Here is a 17201-nt window from a genome sequence, read left to right as displayed (position 1 = left end):
CTCCTCGTCCCTTGCTGATCGAGTAGCCCGCGGAGCGGGCGTATCGAGATCCCCCACGACCAGAAGCACCACCCACCCCCACCCATCGGAGAGTTCAATGACGAACGCCAGAACACGCACGGCGGCCGCCCTGGCCGCCACCGCCCTCGTCGCCGGGGGTCTCACCCTCGGCGCGGCCCCCGCGCACGCGGCGGACCCCCTCGCGAACACCGCGCACCTCGACTTCCTCCTCGACACCGCCACTCCGACTCCGGAGCCCGGCCACACCACCTACCGCCTCGCGGAGGAGCCCGAGCTGGTGATGCCGTGGACCTACGCGGACGCCCGCGACGGCGGCACGTTCGAGCGCGTCGGCGGCGGTCCGCTCGACGCCGCGACCGGCGACTGGGGGCAGGGCGCCTACAACACCGACGACATCTCGCGCGCCGCGGTCGCCTACCTCCGCCACTGGCAGCAGACCGGATCGACGGCCAGCCGCGAGAACGCCTACGAGACCCTGCGCGCCCTCGCCTACTTCCAGACCACCGACGGCGACGACGCCGGCAACGTGGTGCTCTGGATGCAGCCCGACGGCGAGCTGAACCCCAGCGCCGAGCCGATCGAGCTGCCGGACCCGAGCGACTCCGAGGACAGCTACTGGCTCGCCCGCACGCTCTGGGCCCTCGGCGAGGGGTATGCGGCGTTCGAGGACGACGACCCCGACTTCGCCGCGTTCCTGCAGGAGCGCCTCCGCCTCGGTGTCTCCGCGGTCGACCGCGAGGTGCTGACGCGCTACGGCCAGTACGCGACGGCCGACGGCGTCCGAGTGCCCGCCTGGCTGATCGTCGACGGGGCCGACGCGACCGCCGAGGCGCTGCTGGGCCTCTCGGCGTACGTCGAGGCCGTACCCGACGACTCCGCCGTGCGCGCCAGCACCGTGAAGCTCGCCGAGGGCGTGGCGGCGCTCGCGCGCACGACGACGGAGGGGGACACCACATCGTGGCCGTACGGCGCGATCCTGCCGTGGGCGAAGTCGCGCTCGCTCTGGCACTCCTGGGCGTCGCAGATGCCCGCGGCGCTCGCCGAGTCCTCCGTCGCGCTCGGTGACGCCTCGCTCCTCGAGCCGGCCGTCGTCGACGGCTCCCGCTTCGCGCCCGAGCTGCTGACCTCGGGCGGTCCCGACAACGGCCGCTACCCGAGCCCGACCGAGACGGTGCAGATCGCCTACGGAGCGGATTCACGGCTGCAGAACTCGCTCGCCCTCGCCGACGCGACCGGGTCGAGCGCCTTCACGGACCTCGCCGGTGTGCAGGGCGCGTGGTTCTTCGGCCTCAACCGCAGTGGTGCGGCCGTCTACGACCCGGCGACGGGAATCACGTTCGACGGCGTGCAGGCCGACGGCAGCGTCAACCGCAACAGCGGGGCCGAGAGCACGATCCACGGGCTGCTCGCGATGATCGCGCTCGACGACCGGCCCGAGCTGGCCGACCGCGCGCGGTCCGTCGCGACCCAGGTGAGCCGCGAGGGCCTCGAGGTCGTCGAGGCCGAGACGGCGCAGGGCGGCACGGTCGTCACTCCGGAGTCGAGCTGGACCGGCGAGTCGTCGTGGAGCGGCTCGTACCTGTCGCTGACGAACTGGCGCCGCTCGGCGACGATCGGCATCGGCTCCTCGACGCAGGAGCGCGTGATCGAGCCGGTGATCCAGCGCGTCGGGAAGGGGACGGCGACGACTCCGCTCAGCGTGTGGACCACCGGGAAGCGCCCGCTGGACCTGCTGAAGAGCACGGTCGGCGCACGCGGGATCACCGAGGCGTCGGGCGCGCTGCTGCCGCAGAAGCTGCGGCGCACGGTGCCGGCGGACGCTACGACCGTCGAGGTGCGCGGAGTGACGGGCGAGACGGCGCTCGACGCGCTGCTCGTTCGACCTGTCGTCTCGCGCCTCGTGCTCGAGGGCGACGGCGGGCGCACCGAGCTGGTGCGCAACTCGACCACGACGACCCGCTCGGCGACGCTCGAGGGCTCGGGCACGCTGCGCGTGTACTCGGCCGACGGCGTGCTCGTGAGCGAGCAGACCGCGGCCGGCGCGGTCACGGTGCCGGTTCCCGCCGAGGGCTTCGCGGTGCTGATCGGCTGACGCCGCGCCGTTCGCGACGGATCGGCGGGCGCGAGTGCGTCGATCCGTCACGAACGGCCGGGTGGCCCCGTCGATCCGTCACGAACGGCCGCTCGGATCGACGAGCGGCGGCCGTCCGTGACGGATCGCGCGTCAGGCGACGGAGCGCAGGTGCCGGAAGGCCGACGCGTGGAACACCAGGGGCTCGATCGTCTCGTCGTTGTGCAGCGCGGTGACCTCGAGCAGCACGACGTGGTGGTCGCCGGCCGGGATCTCGCCGAAGATCGAGCACTCCAGCCAGAGCGGCGAGTCGTGCACGAACACGGCGCCCGACTCGCTCCTCTCGATCGCGAGGCCCGCGAAGCGCCCGGCCTTGTCGCGCGAGGCGAGCTGTCGGACCGCGGCGTCGTGCCCCGCGCCCATCACCGAGACGCCGAGGCGATCGGCCGCCCGCAGCACGGGCCAGGTGGTCGACGAGTTCTGGATGGCGAACATCACCAGCGGCGGGTCCATCGAGACTCCGACGCTGAAGGACGAGGCGACCATCCCCTCCAGCCGCCCGTCGACCTGCGCGGCGAACGCCGCCACTCCCGACGGGAAGTGCGAGAAGGCCTGTTGGAGCAGCGCCGGATCGGGCGAGTAGGTCGTGAGCGGCACGGGAGGGTCCTTCCGGGGGGACGGGTGCGGGAACGGAGGCGACGGCGGGCGGTCAGACGGCCGCGGCGGCCCTCAGGCGGGCTCCGGGGTGGTCCGGCGCGAGTCGGGCCCGGCCGTCCGCGCGGAGGCGTCCGCGCAGGGTCAGCCCGGCCGGGACGTCGACGACGTGGCCGCGGGCGCGCAGCTCGGGCATGACGAGGTCGAGGAAGCTGTCGAAGTCGCCGAAGGGACCGGGCTGGACGAGGAAGCCGTCACCTCCGGTCGCCGCCAGCGCCGCCTCGGCCTGGTCGACCACCTCGGCGGGGTCGCCGATGAAGGGGGCGCCCATCACGGAGTTGGCCTGGAACTCCTCGAGCACCTCGCGGACCGTGGGCGCACCGGGGCCCAGGAAGCGCTCGAGGTTGGTTCGGCCGGTCTGCGACACGGTCGACGGGTCGATCGGCTTGTCGGGGTCCATGACCGAGAGGTCGACGCCGGTGTAGAAGGCGTAGGAGGCCGCGGCCTCGTCGAGGGTCCGGCTCGCGACCTGCCTCTCGCGCAGCTCCTGCGCCTGCGCGCTGGTCGGGGCGACGATGAAGGTGCCGGCCTGCAGGCACGCGATGCTCGCAGGGTCCCGGCCGAACGACTCCGCTCGGCGGCGGATGTCGGTGATCTGCTCGGCCATCTTGGCGATCTCGGCCGCCAGGAACACGCCCTCGGCGTACTTCGCCGCGAGATCGCGGCCCGGTCCGGAGGCCCCGGCCTGGAAGAGCATCGGGGTCCGCTGCGGCCCCGGCGGCACGTTCAGCAGGCCCTTGCTGCGGAAGTGGGGCCCGTCGTGCTCGATCTCGCGCACCTTCGACGGGTCGGCGTAGACGCCGCCCTCGCGGTCGACGACGATCGCGTCGTCGTCCCAGCAGCACTCCCAGAGCTTGAGGGTGAGCTCGACGTGATCGGCCGCGATCTCGTAGCGCAGGTCGTGCTCGATCATCGGAGCGCCGAAGAGCCGGGCCGAGGCGTTCTGGCCGGCGCCGGTGACGATGTTCCAGCCGATGCGCCCCTGGGTCATGTGGTCGAGGGTCGCGAGCTTGCGCGCCACCATGGGGGGCTTCTCGACCGAGGTCGACTGCGTGGTCACCAGGCCGAGCCGTTCGGTGACCGCGGCGAGGGCGGGCAGGATCATCGACGGATCGGCCTTGGGCACCTGGATCCCGTTGCGGATCGCGGCGTCCGGGACCGAGTCGTTCACGACCGGGTAGCCGTAGTCGTCGGCCATGAACAGGAAGTCGACCCCCGCCTCCTCGCAGCGCTTCGCCATCCGGATCCAGTGGTCGAGCTCGAGGAACCGGGTGGACGTGTTCTCGGGCAGGCGCCACGAGCCCATCAGCATCGCGGACTGGAACATCCCGATCTTCCAGCGCTCTGTCATCGCGTCTCCTCGCGTCGTCGTCGCCGGTTCGAGTGAACCGATCAGTTCAACGGTAGGCGAGCGATGTTTCCGGCACGTCACAGTCGGGGAACGGTCTGCGTCCAGGGGCGCGGGACGGCCGCGGATCAGCGTCCCGCGTCGAGCTCGGCGACGAGCGAGCGCACCCGCAGCGCGTAGCTCGCATCGAGCTCGGCCGCGGGAGCACCCGTCAGGAGCAGGATCTGCAGGCCCCGCCAGAGCGACAGGATCTCGATCGCCGCGGTGCGGCTCCGCTCGGGCCCGAAGCCGTCGGCCAGCAGCTGCGCGCCGAGCGACTCGAGCCACTGCGTCGCCGAACGGGCCAGGAACGGCGCCCAGGCGTGCCCCTCGTGCACGGCTGTGCCCAGCTGCTGGAAGTAGAGCCGCAGATAGGGCAGGTGCTCCGGGAGCGAGAGGTCGTGCCACGCGCGCAGCAGCCGGGTCTCGAGGCTGCCGGGGCCGGCGAGGTGCACGAACAGGTCGCGCAGCAGGGGGAACCGGTCGAAGGCGCGCACGGCGGCCTCGTCGAGCAGGTCCTCGCGGGAGGCGAAGTAGTACAGCAGCATGCGGTTGTTCGAGCCGATGCTGCGGGCGATCCCGCTGAGGCTCATCTGGATCATGCTCTCGTCGAGGATCCTGTCCACGACCAGTTCGAGGAGTCTGTCCCGCTCCGATCGCCCCGCCACTCGTCCGACCCTACTGGGCGAGTGGACGGCCTCCGCGCTCCGAGGGGACTGCACCGCGGCCGGCCCTCGAGGTCAGGCCAGCCAGGCGTCGATGCGGCGCCGGGCCTCCTGCTTGAGCGCGTCCGGGGCCGCGGTCGTCTCGATCGACGTCCAGGCGCACTCCGCGAGCTGCTCGTCGCTCAGCCCGAGCGTCGAGCGGCACAGCTCGTACTCCGAGAGGATCTGCGGTCCGAAGATGATCGGATCGTCGGCGTTGATCGAGCAGCGCACTCCCGCCGCGAGCAGAGCGGGCAGTGGATGGGCGTCGAGCGACTCGACCACGTCGAGCAGCAGGTTCGAGGTCGGGCAGACGTCCAGCGGGATCCCGCGCTCGGCCAGCTCGGCGACGAGCGCCGGGTCCTCGACGGCGCGGACGCCGTGCAGGATGCGGTCGGCGTGGAGCACGTCGAGCGCCTCCCGGATCGACTCCGGTCCCACCAGCTCGCCCGCGTGCGGCGTCGACTGCAGCCCTGCCGCCCGCGCCAGCGCGAACGCGTCGGCGAAGGCCGCTCCGGGGTGCCCGCGCTCGTCGCTCGCGAGCCCCAGCGAGACCACTCCGCGACCGGCTGCGCCGACCGCCGCGCGTGCGACCAGGAGGGAGTCCTCGACGCTCCCCGTGCGGTCGATCGTCACCATGAAGCCGAAGGCGACTCCGTGGCGTTCGGAGGAGCGGTGCGCGTGCTCGAGCATGACCTCCAGCGCCGCCGCGTGCGAGCCGTAGCGCTCGACGTAGAAGGACGGATCGACGCCGAGCTCGAGGTAGACGACGCCGTCGGCCGCCTGGTCCTCGAAGATCTCGTCGATCAGCCGCGCCAGGTGCTCCGGCTCCTGCAGGACTGCGAGGAGGGTGCGGTAGACGACGTCGAACTGCGTGAATCCGCTGAAGACCGTGGTCTCGGGTGCCGCGATGCCGACGGCCGCGGCCATCGACGCCAGGGTGGCGGGTCGGACGGACGCCTCCATGTGCAGGTGGAGGTGCCCCTTGGGCAGGTCGCGGAGGTCGCGGAGGTCGCGGAGGTCGCGGAGGTCGCGGAGGGGCGCGGAGCCGGTCGCGAGGGTGCTCATCGTGTCGGTCACGGCGGTCACTCGACCCGCGCCGCGGCGGCCTCGAGGTAGGACATGTCGACGTACTCGGCGGGGTCGGGGAGGTCCTCGTAGCCGGCGGCCTCGAGCCCCGGGTACATCTCGTCGCGCAGGCGCGCCTCGCTCATCCAGAGCAGCGGGTCGCCCGTCGTGCCGACCACCAGCGGCTGCTGCAGCTCGTTCTCGCGCGTCTGCTGCACGAGGTCGAGTCCGAGGTCGGCGCCGTACTCGTCGACCGAGAGCTGTGCGCCGACGGCCGGGTCCTCGCCGTTCTCCTCCCAGCCTCGGAGCGACGCCGCGAGGAAGCCCTCCATCACGTCGGCGTTGTCCTCGACGTAGGCCGAGTCGCCGTAGATGATGTTGCCGTAGGTGGGCAGACCGAGGTCCGAGTAGAGGGTCACGACGTAGTCGTCGGGAGCGAGGTCGTACTGCTCCTCGAGCATGATCGGCTGGTTCGTGGCGTAGGCCGTGTAGGCGACGCCCTGTCCCTCGACCAGCGGGGCGATGTCGAAGCCCGCCGGGAGGAACTCGTAGTCGGGCTCGAGGCCGGCGACGCGGAAGACGGCGTCGTAGTCGATCTGCGTGCCCTCCTGGCCCAGCACCGTCTTGCCCACGAGATCCTCGGCCGAGGTGACCGGGTCGTCGGCCAGCGAGACGATCGAGGAGGGGCTGTCCTGGTAGACGGTTCCCACCGCGGTCCAGTCGTTGCCGTCGGCGAAGCTCGCGAGCCACGCCTGCGCTCCGGGCTGGATGCCGAGGTCGGCGTCTCCTGCGGCGACGGTGGCCATGGTGGTCGGCGCGTTGGGCCCGCCGCCGATCCACTCGATGTCCAGGCCCTCGTCCTCGTAGTAGCCGTTGGCGTCGGCGAGCCAGAAGCCCGCCCACTCGACGTTGGTGATCCAGCCGAGTGAGACGCGGACGGTGGTGAGGTCGTCGGCCGCGGCCGCGGAGCCGTCGGACGACGAGCAGCCCGCGAGGGCGGCCGCGGTGGCGGCGACGAGGCCGATGCCGGCGGTGCGGAGCAGGCGGGGCGGGATGGATCGGGACATGGGACTCCTTCGGAAGACGGCGGGAGGGGAGGAAGAGGACAGAGGTGCAGAGGACGTCAGCCCACGCGGGCGACGACGCGGCGCTCGAGTCCGCGGGCGGCAAGGAACACGAGCACCGAGAGGACGGTCGCGACCAGCGCGACGCCCCACGAGCGCTCCATGTCCATGTAGCTGCGCGACTCCGAGAAGAGAGCGCCCAGTCCGTGCGCGCCCATCAGGAACTCGGCGAGCATCGCTCCGAGCACCGCGGTGGGGGCGGTGATGCGGACCGACACCATGAGCTGGGGCAGGGCGTGCAGGATGCCGAGCCGCCTCAGCACCTGCACCTTGCCCGCGCCGAGCACCGCGAACAGGTCGCGACCGGCGGAGGGGATCGAGGTGAGCCCCGAGAGGGTGAAGACGAACGCGGGGAAGAAGCAGATCAGCACCGTCGAGGTGATCACCGCCGGGTCGCCGTAGCCGACGATCCGGGCGATGATCGGGATCATCGCGGTGATCGGCACCGAGCGGATGATGAGCGCGGCCGGAGTGACGACGCCCGCCACCGCGGTCGAGGACCAGACCAGCACCGCCGCGGCGAAGCCGATGGCCGTTCCGCCGACGAGGCCGACCAGTGCCACGCCGAGCGTGTAGCCGACCGACGGGAGGTAGTCCACGAAGCCCAGCACGACGTCGCCCACCACGGGCCACGGTCGGGGCGCGACGGTGGCGGTGTAGCCGTTGAGCACGACCCAGAGGTCCCAGGCGACGAGGACGAGCAGGACCGGCCAGAGGTGCACCAGGCCGCGGAGGGCGGGGCGGATCACGAGAACCTCCCGACGGCCAGGCGCTGCAGCTGCACGAAGACGAGGTAGGCCGCGAGCGAGACCACGGTCGCGACCAGCGCCGCCGACCACAGCAGGGTCATCTGGTAGTTCTGCATCGCGCTCACGAGGAGGAGCCCGAGGCCGCGCGGGGCGCCGAACCACTCGCCGATCGTCGCTCCGAGCACGGCGGCGGGTGCGCTCATGGTGAGCCCGTCGAAGAACGCGGGCACCGCGCGGGGGAGCTCGAGGCGGCGCAGGCGCTGGGCCCGGCTCGCTCCGAGCACGGTCAGCACGTCGGAGTGCGCCGACGAGCCGGTCGAGAAGGCGGAGGTCATCGTCACGAACATCACGAAGCCGACGCTCAGCGCGGCGATGACGAGCGGGGTGTTCTCGCGGCCGACGGTGGTGATCAGCAGGGGCGCGAGGGCGATCGTGGGGAACGCGTTCAGGATCGCCGCGAAGCGGTCGAAGCCGGGGCGCAGCGCCGGGACGATCAGCGCGAGACCGGCGCCGAGGACCGCGACGACCGCTCCGAGGACGAGCCCCTGCCCCGCGGCCGTGATCGTCACGACTCCGTTGCGCCAGAGCAGGCTCGACCCGGCGGAGGTCGCCGCGTAGGCCAGCACCTCGGTCAGCGGGGGCCACGCCCGCCCGGCGAGGCCCGAGCGGCCGACGAGCTCGGCGACGACGAGCAGGAGGACCGCGCCTGCCACGGCGGAGAGGGCCGCCGAGCGTGCGCGCGTCACCTCGGCACCGTCTCGGCGCCGTCGAGCAGAGCCGTGAGCTCGTCGACCAGCTCGTGGAACTCGGGAGTGCGCGTCGTCACCGCGTCGCGGGGCCGGGCGAACGAGACGTCGCGCACGGTGCGCACCTGCCCCGGTCGGCCGCTCATCACGATCACGCGGTCGGCCAGGATGAGCGCCTCGTCCACGTCGTGGGTGATGAGGACGGTGGTGATCCGCTCCTCGCTCCAGATACGGGCGAGCTCGGCGTTCATGCGGCGGCGCGTGACCGCGTCGAGAGCGCCGAAGGGCTCGTCGAGGAGGAGGAGGTCGGGGCCGAGCGCGAGCGCCCTGGCGATGGAGGCGCGCTGACGCATGCCGCCCGAGAGCTGCTTGGGTCGGGCGTCCTCGAAGCCGGTCAGGCCCACGAGCCGGATCAGCTCGTCGACGCGAGCGTCGTCGATCCGGCGCCCGGCGACCTGGAACGGGAGCGCGATGTTGGCGCGGACGCTGGCCCACGGCAGCAGCGCGTGCTCCTGGAACGCGACTCCGAGGCGGTGCTGGCGCGCGAGTCGGTGCGGGTCGTCGCCGAAGACCTCGACCGTGCCGGAGGTCGCGACGTCGAGGCCCGCTGCGAGGCGCAGGATCGTCGATTTCCCGCAGCCGGACGGGCCGATGATCGCGACGAACTCGCCGTGAGCGACCTCGATGTCGATGCCGGTCAGGGCCTGCACGCTGCGTCCCCGACCGAGCGGGAACACCTTCTCGACGCCGCGGATCGACACCGCGGACGTGCTCTCGGCACCGCGGGGCGGCGCCGCGATCGGGCTGGTCTCGCGCATGGGGGACTCCGCTCCGGGGGGTCGCTCCCGGTTCGGGAGGGACGAGTGAACTGATCAGTACAAACCCTACGAAGGCTCTGTTTCGCCCGTGTGTCGGGCCGATGCGGTGCGTGTTAAGTCCACCGAGGGGGTCGGAGCAGGACCGCGCGCCTGCGCCGGTACCTGGCCGCGACGTCGTCCCCGTTCATTTTGAGAGCGCTCTCTCAAAACTCTTGACCTCTCCGCAGAAGTGTTCGTACACTCGCCCTACACCTCGTGAGAGCGCTCTCACGGACGCAGCACAGCCGCGTGAGAGCGCTCTACGGGATGCCCTCACCAACTCACGAAGGAGTGACCGTGCTCGCATCACGACGCGCCAGGATCGCCGCAGCGATCTCCGGCGCCGCAACCCTCGCCCTCGTCGTCACCGGATGCTCGTCGTCCGGTTCCGACGCCGCCGAGGGCGGGAACATCGAACTGACCGTCACCACGTTCAACGCGATGGGGTTCGAGGACCTCTACGCCGAGTACGAGGAGGCGAACCCCGGGATCACCATCGTCCCGAACAACATCGACACCGGCGGCAACGCCCGCACCGACGCCTTCACCAAGCTCGCAGCGGGCTCCGGCCTCGCCGACGTCCTCGCGATCGAGGAGGGCTGGCTCGGCCAGATCATGGAGGTCGCGGACCAGTTCGTGGACCTCCGCGACCACGGCATCGAGGACCGCAAGGCCGACTGGGTCGACTGGAAGTACGAGCAGGCGACCGACCCCGACGGCCGCGTCATCGGCTACGGCACCGACATCGGCCCCGAGGGCCTCTGCTACAGCACCGCCGCCTTCGAGGCCGCCGGTCTGCCGACCGACCGCGAGGCCGTGGCCGAGCTGCTCGGCGGCGCGGACGCGACCTGGGACGACTACTTCGCCGCCGGCAAGCAGTACAACGACGCGACCGGCAAGGCCTGGTTCGACCACTCCGGATTCGTCTGGAACGCCATGGTCAACCAGCTGCCCGAGGGCTACTACACCGCCGACGGCGAGCTCAACATCGAGGGCAACCCCGAGCTCGAGGAGCGCTGGGGCCAGCTGACCGATGCCGCGGCCGCAGGCCTCTCGGCCGGCCAGAAGGCCTGGGACTGGAACAAGGGCAAGTCGTTCACCGACGAGACCTTCGCCACCTTCGTCTGCCCGGCGTGGATGTTCGGCACCCTCAAGGGCGGCGTGGAGGCCGGAGGCGGCGACCCCGCCAGCACCGGCTGGGACTTCGCCGACGTGTTCCCCGGCGGTGCGGCCAACTGGGGCGGCTCGTTCCTCTCGGTCCCGACCCAGTCGGAGCACCCCGCCGAGGCCGCCGCTCTCGCCTCGTGGCTGAGCGAGCCCGAGCAGCAGATCAAGGCGTTCGAGGCGGCCGGTCCGTTCCCGAGCACCCTCGCCGCTCAGGAGGAGCTCGCCTCCGCCGCCGAGCCGGACCCGGCGCTGAACGGCTCGCCCACCGGTGCGATCCTCGCGAAGCGCGCCGAGGGGGTCGTCGCCCAGTACAAGGGACCGGACGACTCGCTCATCCAGGAGAACGTCTTCGGCCCCGTGCTGCAGAAGGTCGACCGCGGCGAGCTCGACGGCGACGCCGCCTGGGCCGAGGCGCTGAAGCTCCTCGGCGAGCTCGTCGACTGACGCGCCTCTCCCACCTCGGGCTCCCATCCGGCGGCACCGTTCCGCCGGGTGGGAGCCCCTCCCTCCGAGCCCTCCCATCGAGGAAAGCGATCGCGCCATGACGAGCACACTGACCCCGCCGGCGACGGCGACCCCGCCGAGGGGCGAGCGGCCCACCGCCCGCGTCCCCCTGACCTTCCGCCAGCGGCTCGGCCGCTTCGACGTGAAGGCCTCCCCGTACCTCTACATCTCGCCGTTCTTCCTGCTCTTCGCGATCACCGGCGCGTTCCCCCTCGTCTACACACTCGTCGTGTCGCTCTTCGACTGGGAGCTGCTGCAGGGCCAGGGCGACTTCGTCGGCCTCGGCAACTTCGCGGCGGTGCTCGGCGACCGCTTCTTCTGGAACTCGATCGTCAACACCATCAGCATCTTCCTGCTGTCCACGATCCCCCAGCTGCTCGTCGCGCTCCTCCTGGCGGCGGCCCTCGACCAGTCGCTGCGCGCCAGCACCTTCTGGCGGATGAGCGTGCTGCTGCCCTACATCGTGTCCCCGGTCGCGGTGGCACTCATCTTCTCGAGCGTCTTCAGCGAGCAGGAGGGTCTCGCCAACAACCTGCTCGGCCTGATCGGCGTCCCGCAGATCGACTGGACGAACGACCGTCTCGCCAGCCACGTCGCCATCGCCTCGATGGTGAACTGGCGCTGGACCGGCTACAACGCCCTGATCCTCCTGGCCGCCATGCAGGCCGTGCCGCGCGATCTGCACGAGTCGGCCGCGATCGACGGCGCCGGCGCCTTCCGCCGCTTCGTCTCGATCACGATCCCGAACATCCGCCCGACCCTGATCTTCGTGATCATCACGGCGACCATCGGCGGCCTGCAGATCTTCGCCGAGCCGCGCCTGTTCGACGTCTCGAACGCCGGCGGCATCGGCGGCTCCGACCGTCAGTTCCAGACCACCGTGCTCTACCTGTGGGAGATGGCGTTCTTCCGCGGGAACTTCGGCGAGGCGGCCGCGATCGCGTGGCTGCTGTTCCTCCTGATCGTGCTGATCGGGCTGGTGAACTTCGCGGTCTCGCGGAGGATCGCCTCGGTCGAGAACCAGGTGCTGGGCAAGCGCGCGCAGAAGAAGGCCGCGGCCGTGCTCGCCTCCTCGGCCGACCGCGCCGACGAGATCGCCGCGACCGACCCCCTCCTGTCCTCCACCGGCCTCGGCCAGAAAGCGAGCGAGCGATGACCGCCCCCGCACCCACGGCCGCGTTCCCGGTCCGCCGCCCCGTCGAGGGGGAGGCCCCTGCGAAGGAGCCGCGCCGCCGCCGCGGAGGCGCCGGGCGCGTCGACCGTCCCGGCTTCCTCGTCTACGGACTGCTCAGCGCGTTCATCCTCGGCTCGACCTACCCGCTGTGGTGGTCGTTCGTGGTCGCGAGCGGCACCAACGCCACGCGCAGCGAGACGCTGCCGCTCGTGCCGGGCGGCAACTTCCTCGCCAACGCGGCGAAGGTCTTCGACGCCCTGCCGTTCTGGACGGCGCTGCTGAACAGCATCATCGTCTCGGGAGTCATCACCGTCTCGGTCGTGACCTTCTCGACCCTGGCCGGCTACGCCTTCGCGAAGCTGAAGTTCCGCGGCCGCGACGGGCTGATGATCACGGTCGTGGCGACCATGGCGATCCCGACGCAGCTGGGCATCATCCCGCTGTTCATCCTGATGCGGCAGCTGGGCTGGACCGGCGAGCTCGGCGCGGTCATCGTGCCGACCCTGGTCACCGCGTTCGGCGTGTTCTTCATGCGCCAGTACCTGATCGACGTGATCCCGGACGAGCTGATCGAGGCGGCCCGGATGGACGGGGCGAACCAGTTCCGCACGTTCCTCACGGTCGCGGTTCCCGCCGCCCGACCGGCCATGGCGATCCTCGGGCTCTTCACCTTCATGATGGCGTGGACCGACTTCCTCTGGCCGCTGATCGTGCTCAGCCCCACGAACCCCACGCTGCAGACGGCGCTCGCGCAGCTGCAGTCGGGCTACTACATCGACTACTCGATCGTGCTCACCGGAGCGGTCATGTCGATCGTGCCGCTGCTCGTGCTCTTCGTGCTCGCCGGACGCCAGCTGATCGCGGGCATCATGAGCGGCGCGGTCAAGGGATAGAGGGGCGCCGAGCGGTGTCGCGGCTCCACTACCCTCGGATCACTGATCCGAGAGGCCCGTTATGAGTCACGACACCGCCTCGGCCGCGCCGACGCTCGAAGAGGTCGCCGCCCTCGCAGGAGTCTCGCGCTCCACGGTCAGCCGCGTCGTCAACAACTCGCCCCGGGTGAAGGACGACGCGGCCCAGGCCGTGCGCAAGGCGATCGAGGAGCTCGGCTACGTGCCGAACCGCGCGGCCCGGTCGCTCGCGAGCCGCAAGACCGAGGTCATCGCGCTCGTGGTGCCGGAGTCGACCGCGAAGGTGTTCTCGGATCCGTTCTTCGCCTCGGTGGTGCAGGGGGCGGCGCTCCGCCTCGCCGACACCGAGTACACGCTCAACATCGTCATCGCCTCGGAGGCGGCGCCCGAGAAGACCCGCCGCTACCTCCTCGGCGGCAACGTCGACGGGGCGCTCGTCGTCTCGCACCACAGCGGCGACCACTCCTACGCCCGGCTCGGCACGAGCCTCCCGGTGGTGTTCGGCGGTCGGCCGCTCAGCGCCGAGGAGCAGGGCAGCTACTTCGTCGACGTCGACAACATCGCGTCGGCCCGCGAGATCACCGAGCACCTGCTCGGCCTCGGCCGCCGCGAGCCGGCCATGATCGCGAGCCGCCAGGACATGCCCGCCGCCGTCGACCGCCTGCTCGGCTGGCGCGACGCGGTCCGCGAGGCCGGACTCGACGACTCCCGCGTCGAGATCGGCGACTACTCGCCGGCCGACGGAGCCGCGGCGATGCACCGCCTGCTCGACTCGGGTCGCCCGATCGACGCGGTGTTCGCCTCCAACGACCAGATGGCGGCGGGCGCACTCGCCGCGCTGCGCGACCGCGGACTGTCGGTTCCCGGGGACGTCGCCCTCGCGGGCTTCGACGGCGACTACTTCGCGCAGGCCGCGGATCCGCCCATCACGACGATGCGCCAGCCCTCGACCGAGCTCGGCTCGGCGATGGCGGAGGTGCTGGTGCGCCTGCTCGCCGGCGAGACGGTCGAGCGCGTGACGATCATGCCGACGGAGCTGCTGGTCCGCGGCTCGACGGTGCCCGGGGCCTCCTCGCCGATCGAGTAGCCGCGGAACGGCGTATCGAGATCCGCGTCTGCGGGAGTCGGCGGGTCTCGATACGCGCCTGCGGCGCTACTCGACCAGCAGAGGCCGCGCCTGCGGCGCCACTCGACCAGCAGGGAGGCCGCGAGTGGTCACTGAACGGTGCCTGCCGGCCTCGCAGGCCCCGTTCCGGGTCGACTCGGCGTGAGCCGGCGTGCCGAGTGGTCGCGAGCCGGGCCCTGGCTGAGGCACCGCGCCCGGTTCGCGCCCACTCGCTGATCGAGTAGCCGCGCAGCGGCGTATCGAGATCCGCGTGTCCGGGGGTCGTGGGTCTCGATACGCGCCTGCGGCGCTACTCGACCAGCGGAGTGGGGGGCGGCGGGCCTCGCTGATCGAGTAGCCGCGCAGCGGCGTATCGAGATCCGCGTGTCCGGGAGTCGGTGGGTCTCGATACGCCCCTGCGGGGCTACTCGACCAGCAGGGGGGGGCGTCACTCCACCAGCGTGTACACGCTCGACGGCCGCCCCGTCGAGTAGCGCAGCGTCCGCGCAGCGCGGCCCGACGCCACCAGGTGCTCCAGGTACCGCCGCGCGCTCACCCGCGAGATGCCGACGGCGACGCTGACCTCGGTCGCCGACGCGTCCGCATCCGGTCGCAGCGCGCCCAGCACCGACGCGAGCGTCTCGGTGCTCAGCCCCTTCGGCAGCGCCTGCGCCCGCGCGCCCGAGGTGAAGAGCACGTCGATCTCGTCCTGGTGCAGCCCCGCCGCCCCCTCGAACAGCCGGCGGTCGTGCGCCACCTCGTCCAGCCGGTTCCGCAGCGCCGTCGCGCTGAACGGCTTCACCAGGTAGTGGTGCACCCCCGCCGCCCGCGCCGCGCGCACGCTCTCCACGTCGCGCACCGCCGTCACCGCGATGAAGTCCGGCTGCGGCCCGGCGGTCGCCCGCACCGCCCGCAGCACGTCGAGCCCCGAGAACCCGGGCAGGTGGAAGTCGAGCAGCACCACGTCGGGCTGATGCGCCTGGATCGCGGCGACCGCGGACGGTCCGTCGCCCGCCACCTCCCGCACCTCGAACCCGGGGTGCGCGGCGACGAACCGCTCGTGCAGGGCGGCGATGGCGGAGTCGTCGTCGACGATGACGACCGACAGCGGGCCGGTCACCGCACCACCTGGACGGCCGCGACCGGCGGCAGGTGCAGGCGCGCGGTGAGACGCGCCCCTCCCCACTCCGACGCCCCCGCCGTGACGGTGCCGCGGTTGCGCTGCGCCACGCGGCGCACGAGAGCCAGCCCGATGCCGCGCCCGTGCACCCGCTGCCCGGAGTCGGGGCCGCCCTTGGACGACACGCCCTCCTCGAACACCTGCTCGCGGTGCTCCGGCGGGATCCCCGCTCCGTCGTCGTCGACCTCGATCACGAGGTCCTCGCGGTCGATCGAGAACTGCACGCGCACGCGGTGCCCGGCCGAGCAGGCCTCGAGCGCGTTGTCGACGAGGTTGCCGACCACGGTGACGACGTCGTCGCGCAGGGTCGAGGGCAGGCGGCCTGCGAGGGCCTCGGCGTCGGGAGTCGCGGAGACGGCGAGGTCGATCCGCAGCTCGCGTGCGTGGGCGCTCTTGACCATGAGCAGCGCCGTGAGCTCCGGATCCTCCATCAGCATCTCGGGTGCGATCGCTCCGCCGACTCCGAGCGGGCCTCCGCTGCCGAGCCGCGCGATGAACGCGCGCGCCTCGTCGACGCAGTCGAGCTCGAGCAGCCCCGAGACGACGTGCATGGTGTTCGCGAACTCGTGCGCCTGAGCGCGCAGGCCGGCGGCGAGCGACTGCGCGCCGTCGGTGTCCTGCATCAGCTGGTGCAGCTCGGTGTGGTCGCGGAGCAGGAGGGTCGCGCCGACCGTGCGCTCGCCGCGGCGCGTGCCGGTGCCGCGCGCGATCAGGATCCGCTCGCCCGCGAGGACCAGCCGTCCTTCGCGCTCGCCCGCCTCGAGCACCTCGAGCAGCGACGGCTCGAGCACGTCGCGGGCCAGCGGAGGAGGCTGGGCCGGATCCGGCGACCAGCCCAGCAGCGCCGTCGCCGCGTCGTTGACCAGCACGATCCGCCCTGCCGCGTCGACCGTCACCACGCCCTCCGAGAGCCGGTGCAGCATCGTCTCCTGCTGCGTCACGAGCGACGCGATCTCCTCCGGCTCGAGGCGGAAGATGCGGCGGCGGATGATCGCGGTGACCCAGGCGGCGCCGAAGATCCCGAGCACGGCCGCGCCCGCCATCGCCCAGAGCAGCCAGCTGAGGTGGCCGAGGAAGTCCTTCCGCAGCGCCGACTCGAGGATCCCGACCGAGGCCGTGCCGATCACCTCCCCGTCGGAGCCGAACACCGGCACCTTCACCCGCCACGACTCGCCGAGCGTGCCGGTCTGCGTGCCGACGAAGGTCTGCCCGGCGAGAGGCACGGAGGGATCGGTCGAGACGCGCTCGCCGATCCGCTCGGTGTCGGGGTGCGAGAACCGCACGCCCGCGCGGTCGGTGACGACCACGTAGGTGACGTCGGACGCCTCGCGGATCACCTCGGCGATCGGCTGGATCACGATCGAGGGGTCCTCGTCGTCGAAGGCCTCGGTGATCGCGGGCAGGTTCGCGACCGAGCGCGCGACCCCGGTCATGCGGTCGAGGTAGGAGGAGCGCAGCGAGCGCTCCTGCAGCGATCCGGCGACGAGGCCGGTCGCGACGACGGCGACAGCGACGATCAGCGCCTGCAGCAGCAGGAGCTGTACTCGAAGCGACATTGCCCGAACCACCCGCCCATCATGTCGCGCCACGGGTGCCGCTGCGTCGCTCCGGGACCGGATCGAGACCGACCGGTCGCCGACCAATAGTTACGAAAGCCCGTACTTAGTTTCCGAAGCCGCGGCCGCCGCGCCGCTCTCATTAGGTTCTGACTCGCGCGCC

General features: G+C 71.9%; 15 protein-coding genes. 5 read left to right on the top strand and 10 right to left on the bottom strand.

All coding sequences use genetic code 11. The annotated features are described in order from the left end of the window. The first annotated feature begins 97 nt into the window (after nucleotides 1-97). On the top strand, nucleotides 98-2113 hold the full coding sequence (locus tag LRG51_RS11470; RefSeq protein WP_230672826.1) for a hypothetical protein: 2016 nt from the start codon (nucleotides 98-100) through the stop codon (nucleotides 2111-2113). Between the two features lie 132 nt (nucleotides 2114-2245). Here the strand turns inward: LRG51_RS11470 and LRG51_RS11465 are convergent, their stop codons facing one another. The 8 genes from LRG51_RS11465 to LRG51_RS11430 all read right to left on the bottom strand — a co-directional run bounded on the left by LRG51_RS11465 (nucleotide 2246) and on the right by LRG51_RS11430 (nucleotide 9402). Beyond that, a complete protein-coding gene (locus tag LRG51_RS11465) occupies nucleotides 2246-2749 on the bottom strand; it encodes a flavin reductase family protein (protein WP_230672825.1) in 504 nt (167 codons plus the stop codon). Between the two features lie 52 nt (nucleotides 2750-2801). Then, entirely contained in the window at nucleotides 2802-4157 is a 1356-nt protein-coding gene (locus LRG51_RS11460) for an NtaA/DmoA family FMN-dependent monooxygenase (RefSeq protein WP_230672824.1), read from the bottom strand. 125 nt (nucleotides 4158-4282) lie between these two features. After that, nucleotides 4283-4819 carry a hypothetical protein gene (locus tag LRG51_RS11455; RefSeq protein WP_230672823.1) on the bottom strand — a complete coding sequence of 179 codons (537 nt, stop codon included), beginning with the start codon at nucleotides 4817-4819 and terminating at the stop codon, nucleotides 4283-4285. A gap of 114 nt (nucleotides 4820-4933) precedes the next feature. Further along, complete coding sequence (add, locus tag LRG51_RS11450) at nucleotides 4934-5977, bottom strand: adenosine deaminase (RefSeq protein WP_230672822.1); 1044 nt, start codon at nucleotides 5975-5977, stop codon at nucleotides 4934-4936. Nucleotides 5978-5982: 5 nt separating this feature from the next. Then, nucleotides 5983-7032, bottom strand: coding sequence for an ABC transporter substrate-binding protein (locus LRG51_RS11445; protein ID WP_230672821.1), 1050 nt, complete (start codon nucleotides 7030-7032; stop codon nucleotides 5983-5985). Between the two features lie 56 nt (nucleotides 7033-7088). After that, nucleotides 7089-7838: an ABC transporter permease gene (locus LRG51_RS11440; RefSeq protein WP_230672820.1), complete on the bottom strand. Its 750-nt coding sequence runs from the start codon at nucleotides 7836-7838 to the stop codon at nucleotides 7089-7091. Beyond that, entirely contained in the window at nucleotides 7835-8584 is a 750-nt protein-coding gene (locus LRG51_RS11435) for an ABC transporter permease (protein ID WP_230672819.1), read from the bottom strand. Before LRG51_RS11435 ends, LRG51_RS11440 begins: the two co-directional genes overlap by 4 nt. Further along, a complete protein-coding gene (locus tag LRG51_RS11430; protein WP_055784715.1) occupies nucleotides 8581-9402 on the bottom strand; it encodes an ABC transporter ATP-binding protein in 822 nt (273 codons plus the stop codon). The genes LRG51_RS11435 and LRG51_RS11430 overlap by 4 nt, the downstream gene beginning before the upstream one ends. Before the next feature lie 306 nt (nucleotides 9403-9708). Between LRG51_RS11430 and LRG51_RS11425 the strand changes: the two genes are divergently transcribed. From LRG51_RS11425 to LRG51_RS11410, 4 genes are all read left to right on the top strand, one after another. Next, the gene (locus LRG51_RS11425; protein WP_442966658.1) at nucleotides 9709-11052 is read left to right on the top strand and encodes an ABC transporter substrate-binding protein; all 1344 of its coding nucleotides are present in this window, start codon (nucleotides 9709-9711) and stop codon (nucleotides 11050-11052) included. Between the two features lie 97 nt (nucleotides 11053-11149). Beyond that, complete coding sequence (locus tag LRG51_RS11420) at nucleotides 11150-12268, top strand: carbohydrate ABC transporter permease (RefSeq protein WP_055784723.1); 1119 nt, start codon at nucleotides 11150-11152, stop codon at nucleotides 12266-12268. Next, nucleotides 12265-13179, top strand: coding sequence for a carbohydrate ABC transporter permease (locus LRG51_RS11415; RefSeq protein ID WP_230672817.1), 915 nt, complete (start codon nucleotides 12265-12267; stop codon nucleotides 13177-13179). The genes LRG51_RS11420 and LRG51_RS11415 overlap by 4 nt, the downstream gene beginning before the upstream one ends. Nucleotides 13180-13240: 61 nt before the next feature. Then, a complete protein-coding gene (locus tag LRG51_RS11410) occupies nucleotides 13241-14284 on the top strand; it encodes a LacI family DNA-binding transcriptional regulator (protein ID WP_230672816.1) in 1044 nt (347 codons plus the stop codon). A 466-nt stretch (nucleotides 14285-14750) separates the two neighbouring features. Here the strand turns inward: LRG51_RS11410 and LRG51_RS11405 are convergent, their stop codons facing one another. Both LRG51_RS11405 and LRG51_RS11400 read right to left on the bottom strand, forming a co-directional pair. Continuing rightward, nucleotides 14751-15422: a response regulator gene (locus LRG51_RS11405; RefSeq protein WP_200919763.1), complete on the bottom strand. Its 672-nt coding sequence runs from the start codon at nucleotides 15420-15422 to the stop codon at nucleotides 14751-14753. Beyond that, nucleotides 15419-17038 (bottom strand): ATP-binding protein, encoded by a 1620-nt coding sequence (locus tag LRG51_RS11400; protein WP_055784733.1) that lies wholly within the window; start codon nucleotides 17036-17038, stop codon nucleotides 15419-15421. The genes LRG51_RS11405 and LRG51_RS11400 overlap by 4 nt, the downstream gene beginning before the upstream one ends. Nucleotides 17039-17201: the final 163 nt, after the last annotated feature.

This window comes from Rathayibacter sp. Leaf248, from assembly GCF_920939495.1.
GTDB lineage: Bacteria > Actinomycetota > Actinomycetes > Actinomycetales > Microbacteriaceae > Rathayibacter > Rathayibacter caricis.
This window is presented reverse-complemented; position numbering and strand designations above follow the sequence as displayed.

Coding starts and splice junctions, on each gene's coding strand:
- LRG51_RS11470 (WP_230672826.1), top strand. CDS start 98: ATGACGAACGCCAGAACACGCACGGCGGCCGCCCTGGCCGCCACCGCC.
- LRG51_RS11460 (WP_230672824.1), bottom strand. CDS start 4,157: ATGACAGAGCGCTGGAAGATCGGGATGTTCCAGTCCGCGATGCTGATG.
- LRG51_RS11445 (WP_230672821.1), bottom strand. CDS start 7,032: ATGTCCCGATCCATCCCGCCCCGCCTGCTCCGCACCGCCGGCATCGGC.
- LRG51_RS11430 (WP_055784715.1), bottom strand. CDS start 9,402: ATGCGCGAGACCAGCCCGATCGCGGCGCCGCCCCGCGGTGCCGAGAGC.
- LRG51_RS11425 (WP_442966658.1), top strand. CDS start 9,709: ATGCCCTCACCAACTCACGAAGGAGTGACCGTGCTCGCATCACGACGC.
- LRG51_RS11420 (WP_055784723.1), top strand. CDS start 11,150: ATGACGAGCACACTGACCCCGCCGGCGACGGCGACCCCGCCGAGGGGC.
- LRG51_RS11415 (WP_230672817.1), top strand. CDS start 12,265: ATGACCGCCCCCGCACCCACGGCCGCGTTCCCGGTCCGCCGCCCCGTC.
- LRG51_RS11410 (WP_230672816.1), top strand. CDS start 13,241: ATGAGTCACGACACCGCCTCGGCCGCGCCGACGCTCGAAGAGGTCGCC.
- LRG51_RS11400 (WP_055784733.1), bottom strand. CDS start 17,038: ATGTCGCTTCGAGTACAGCTCCTGCTGCTGCAGGCGCTGATCGTCGCT.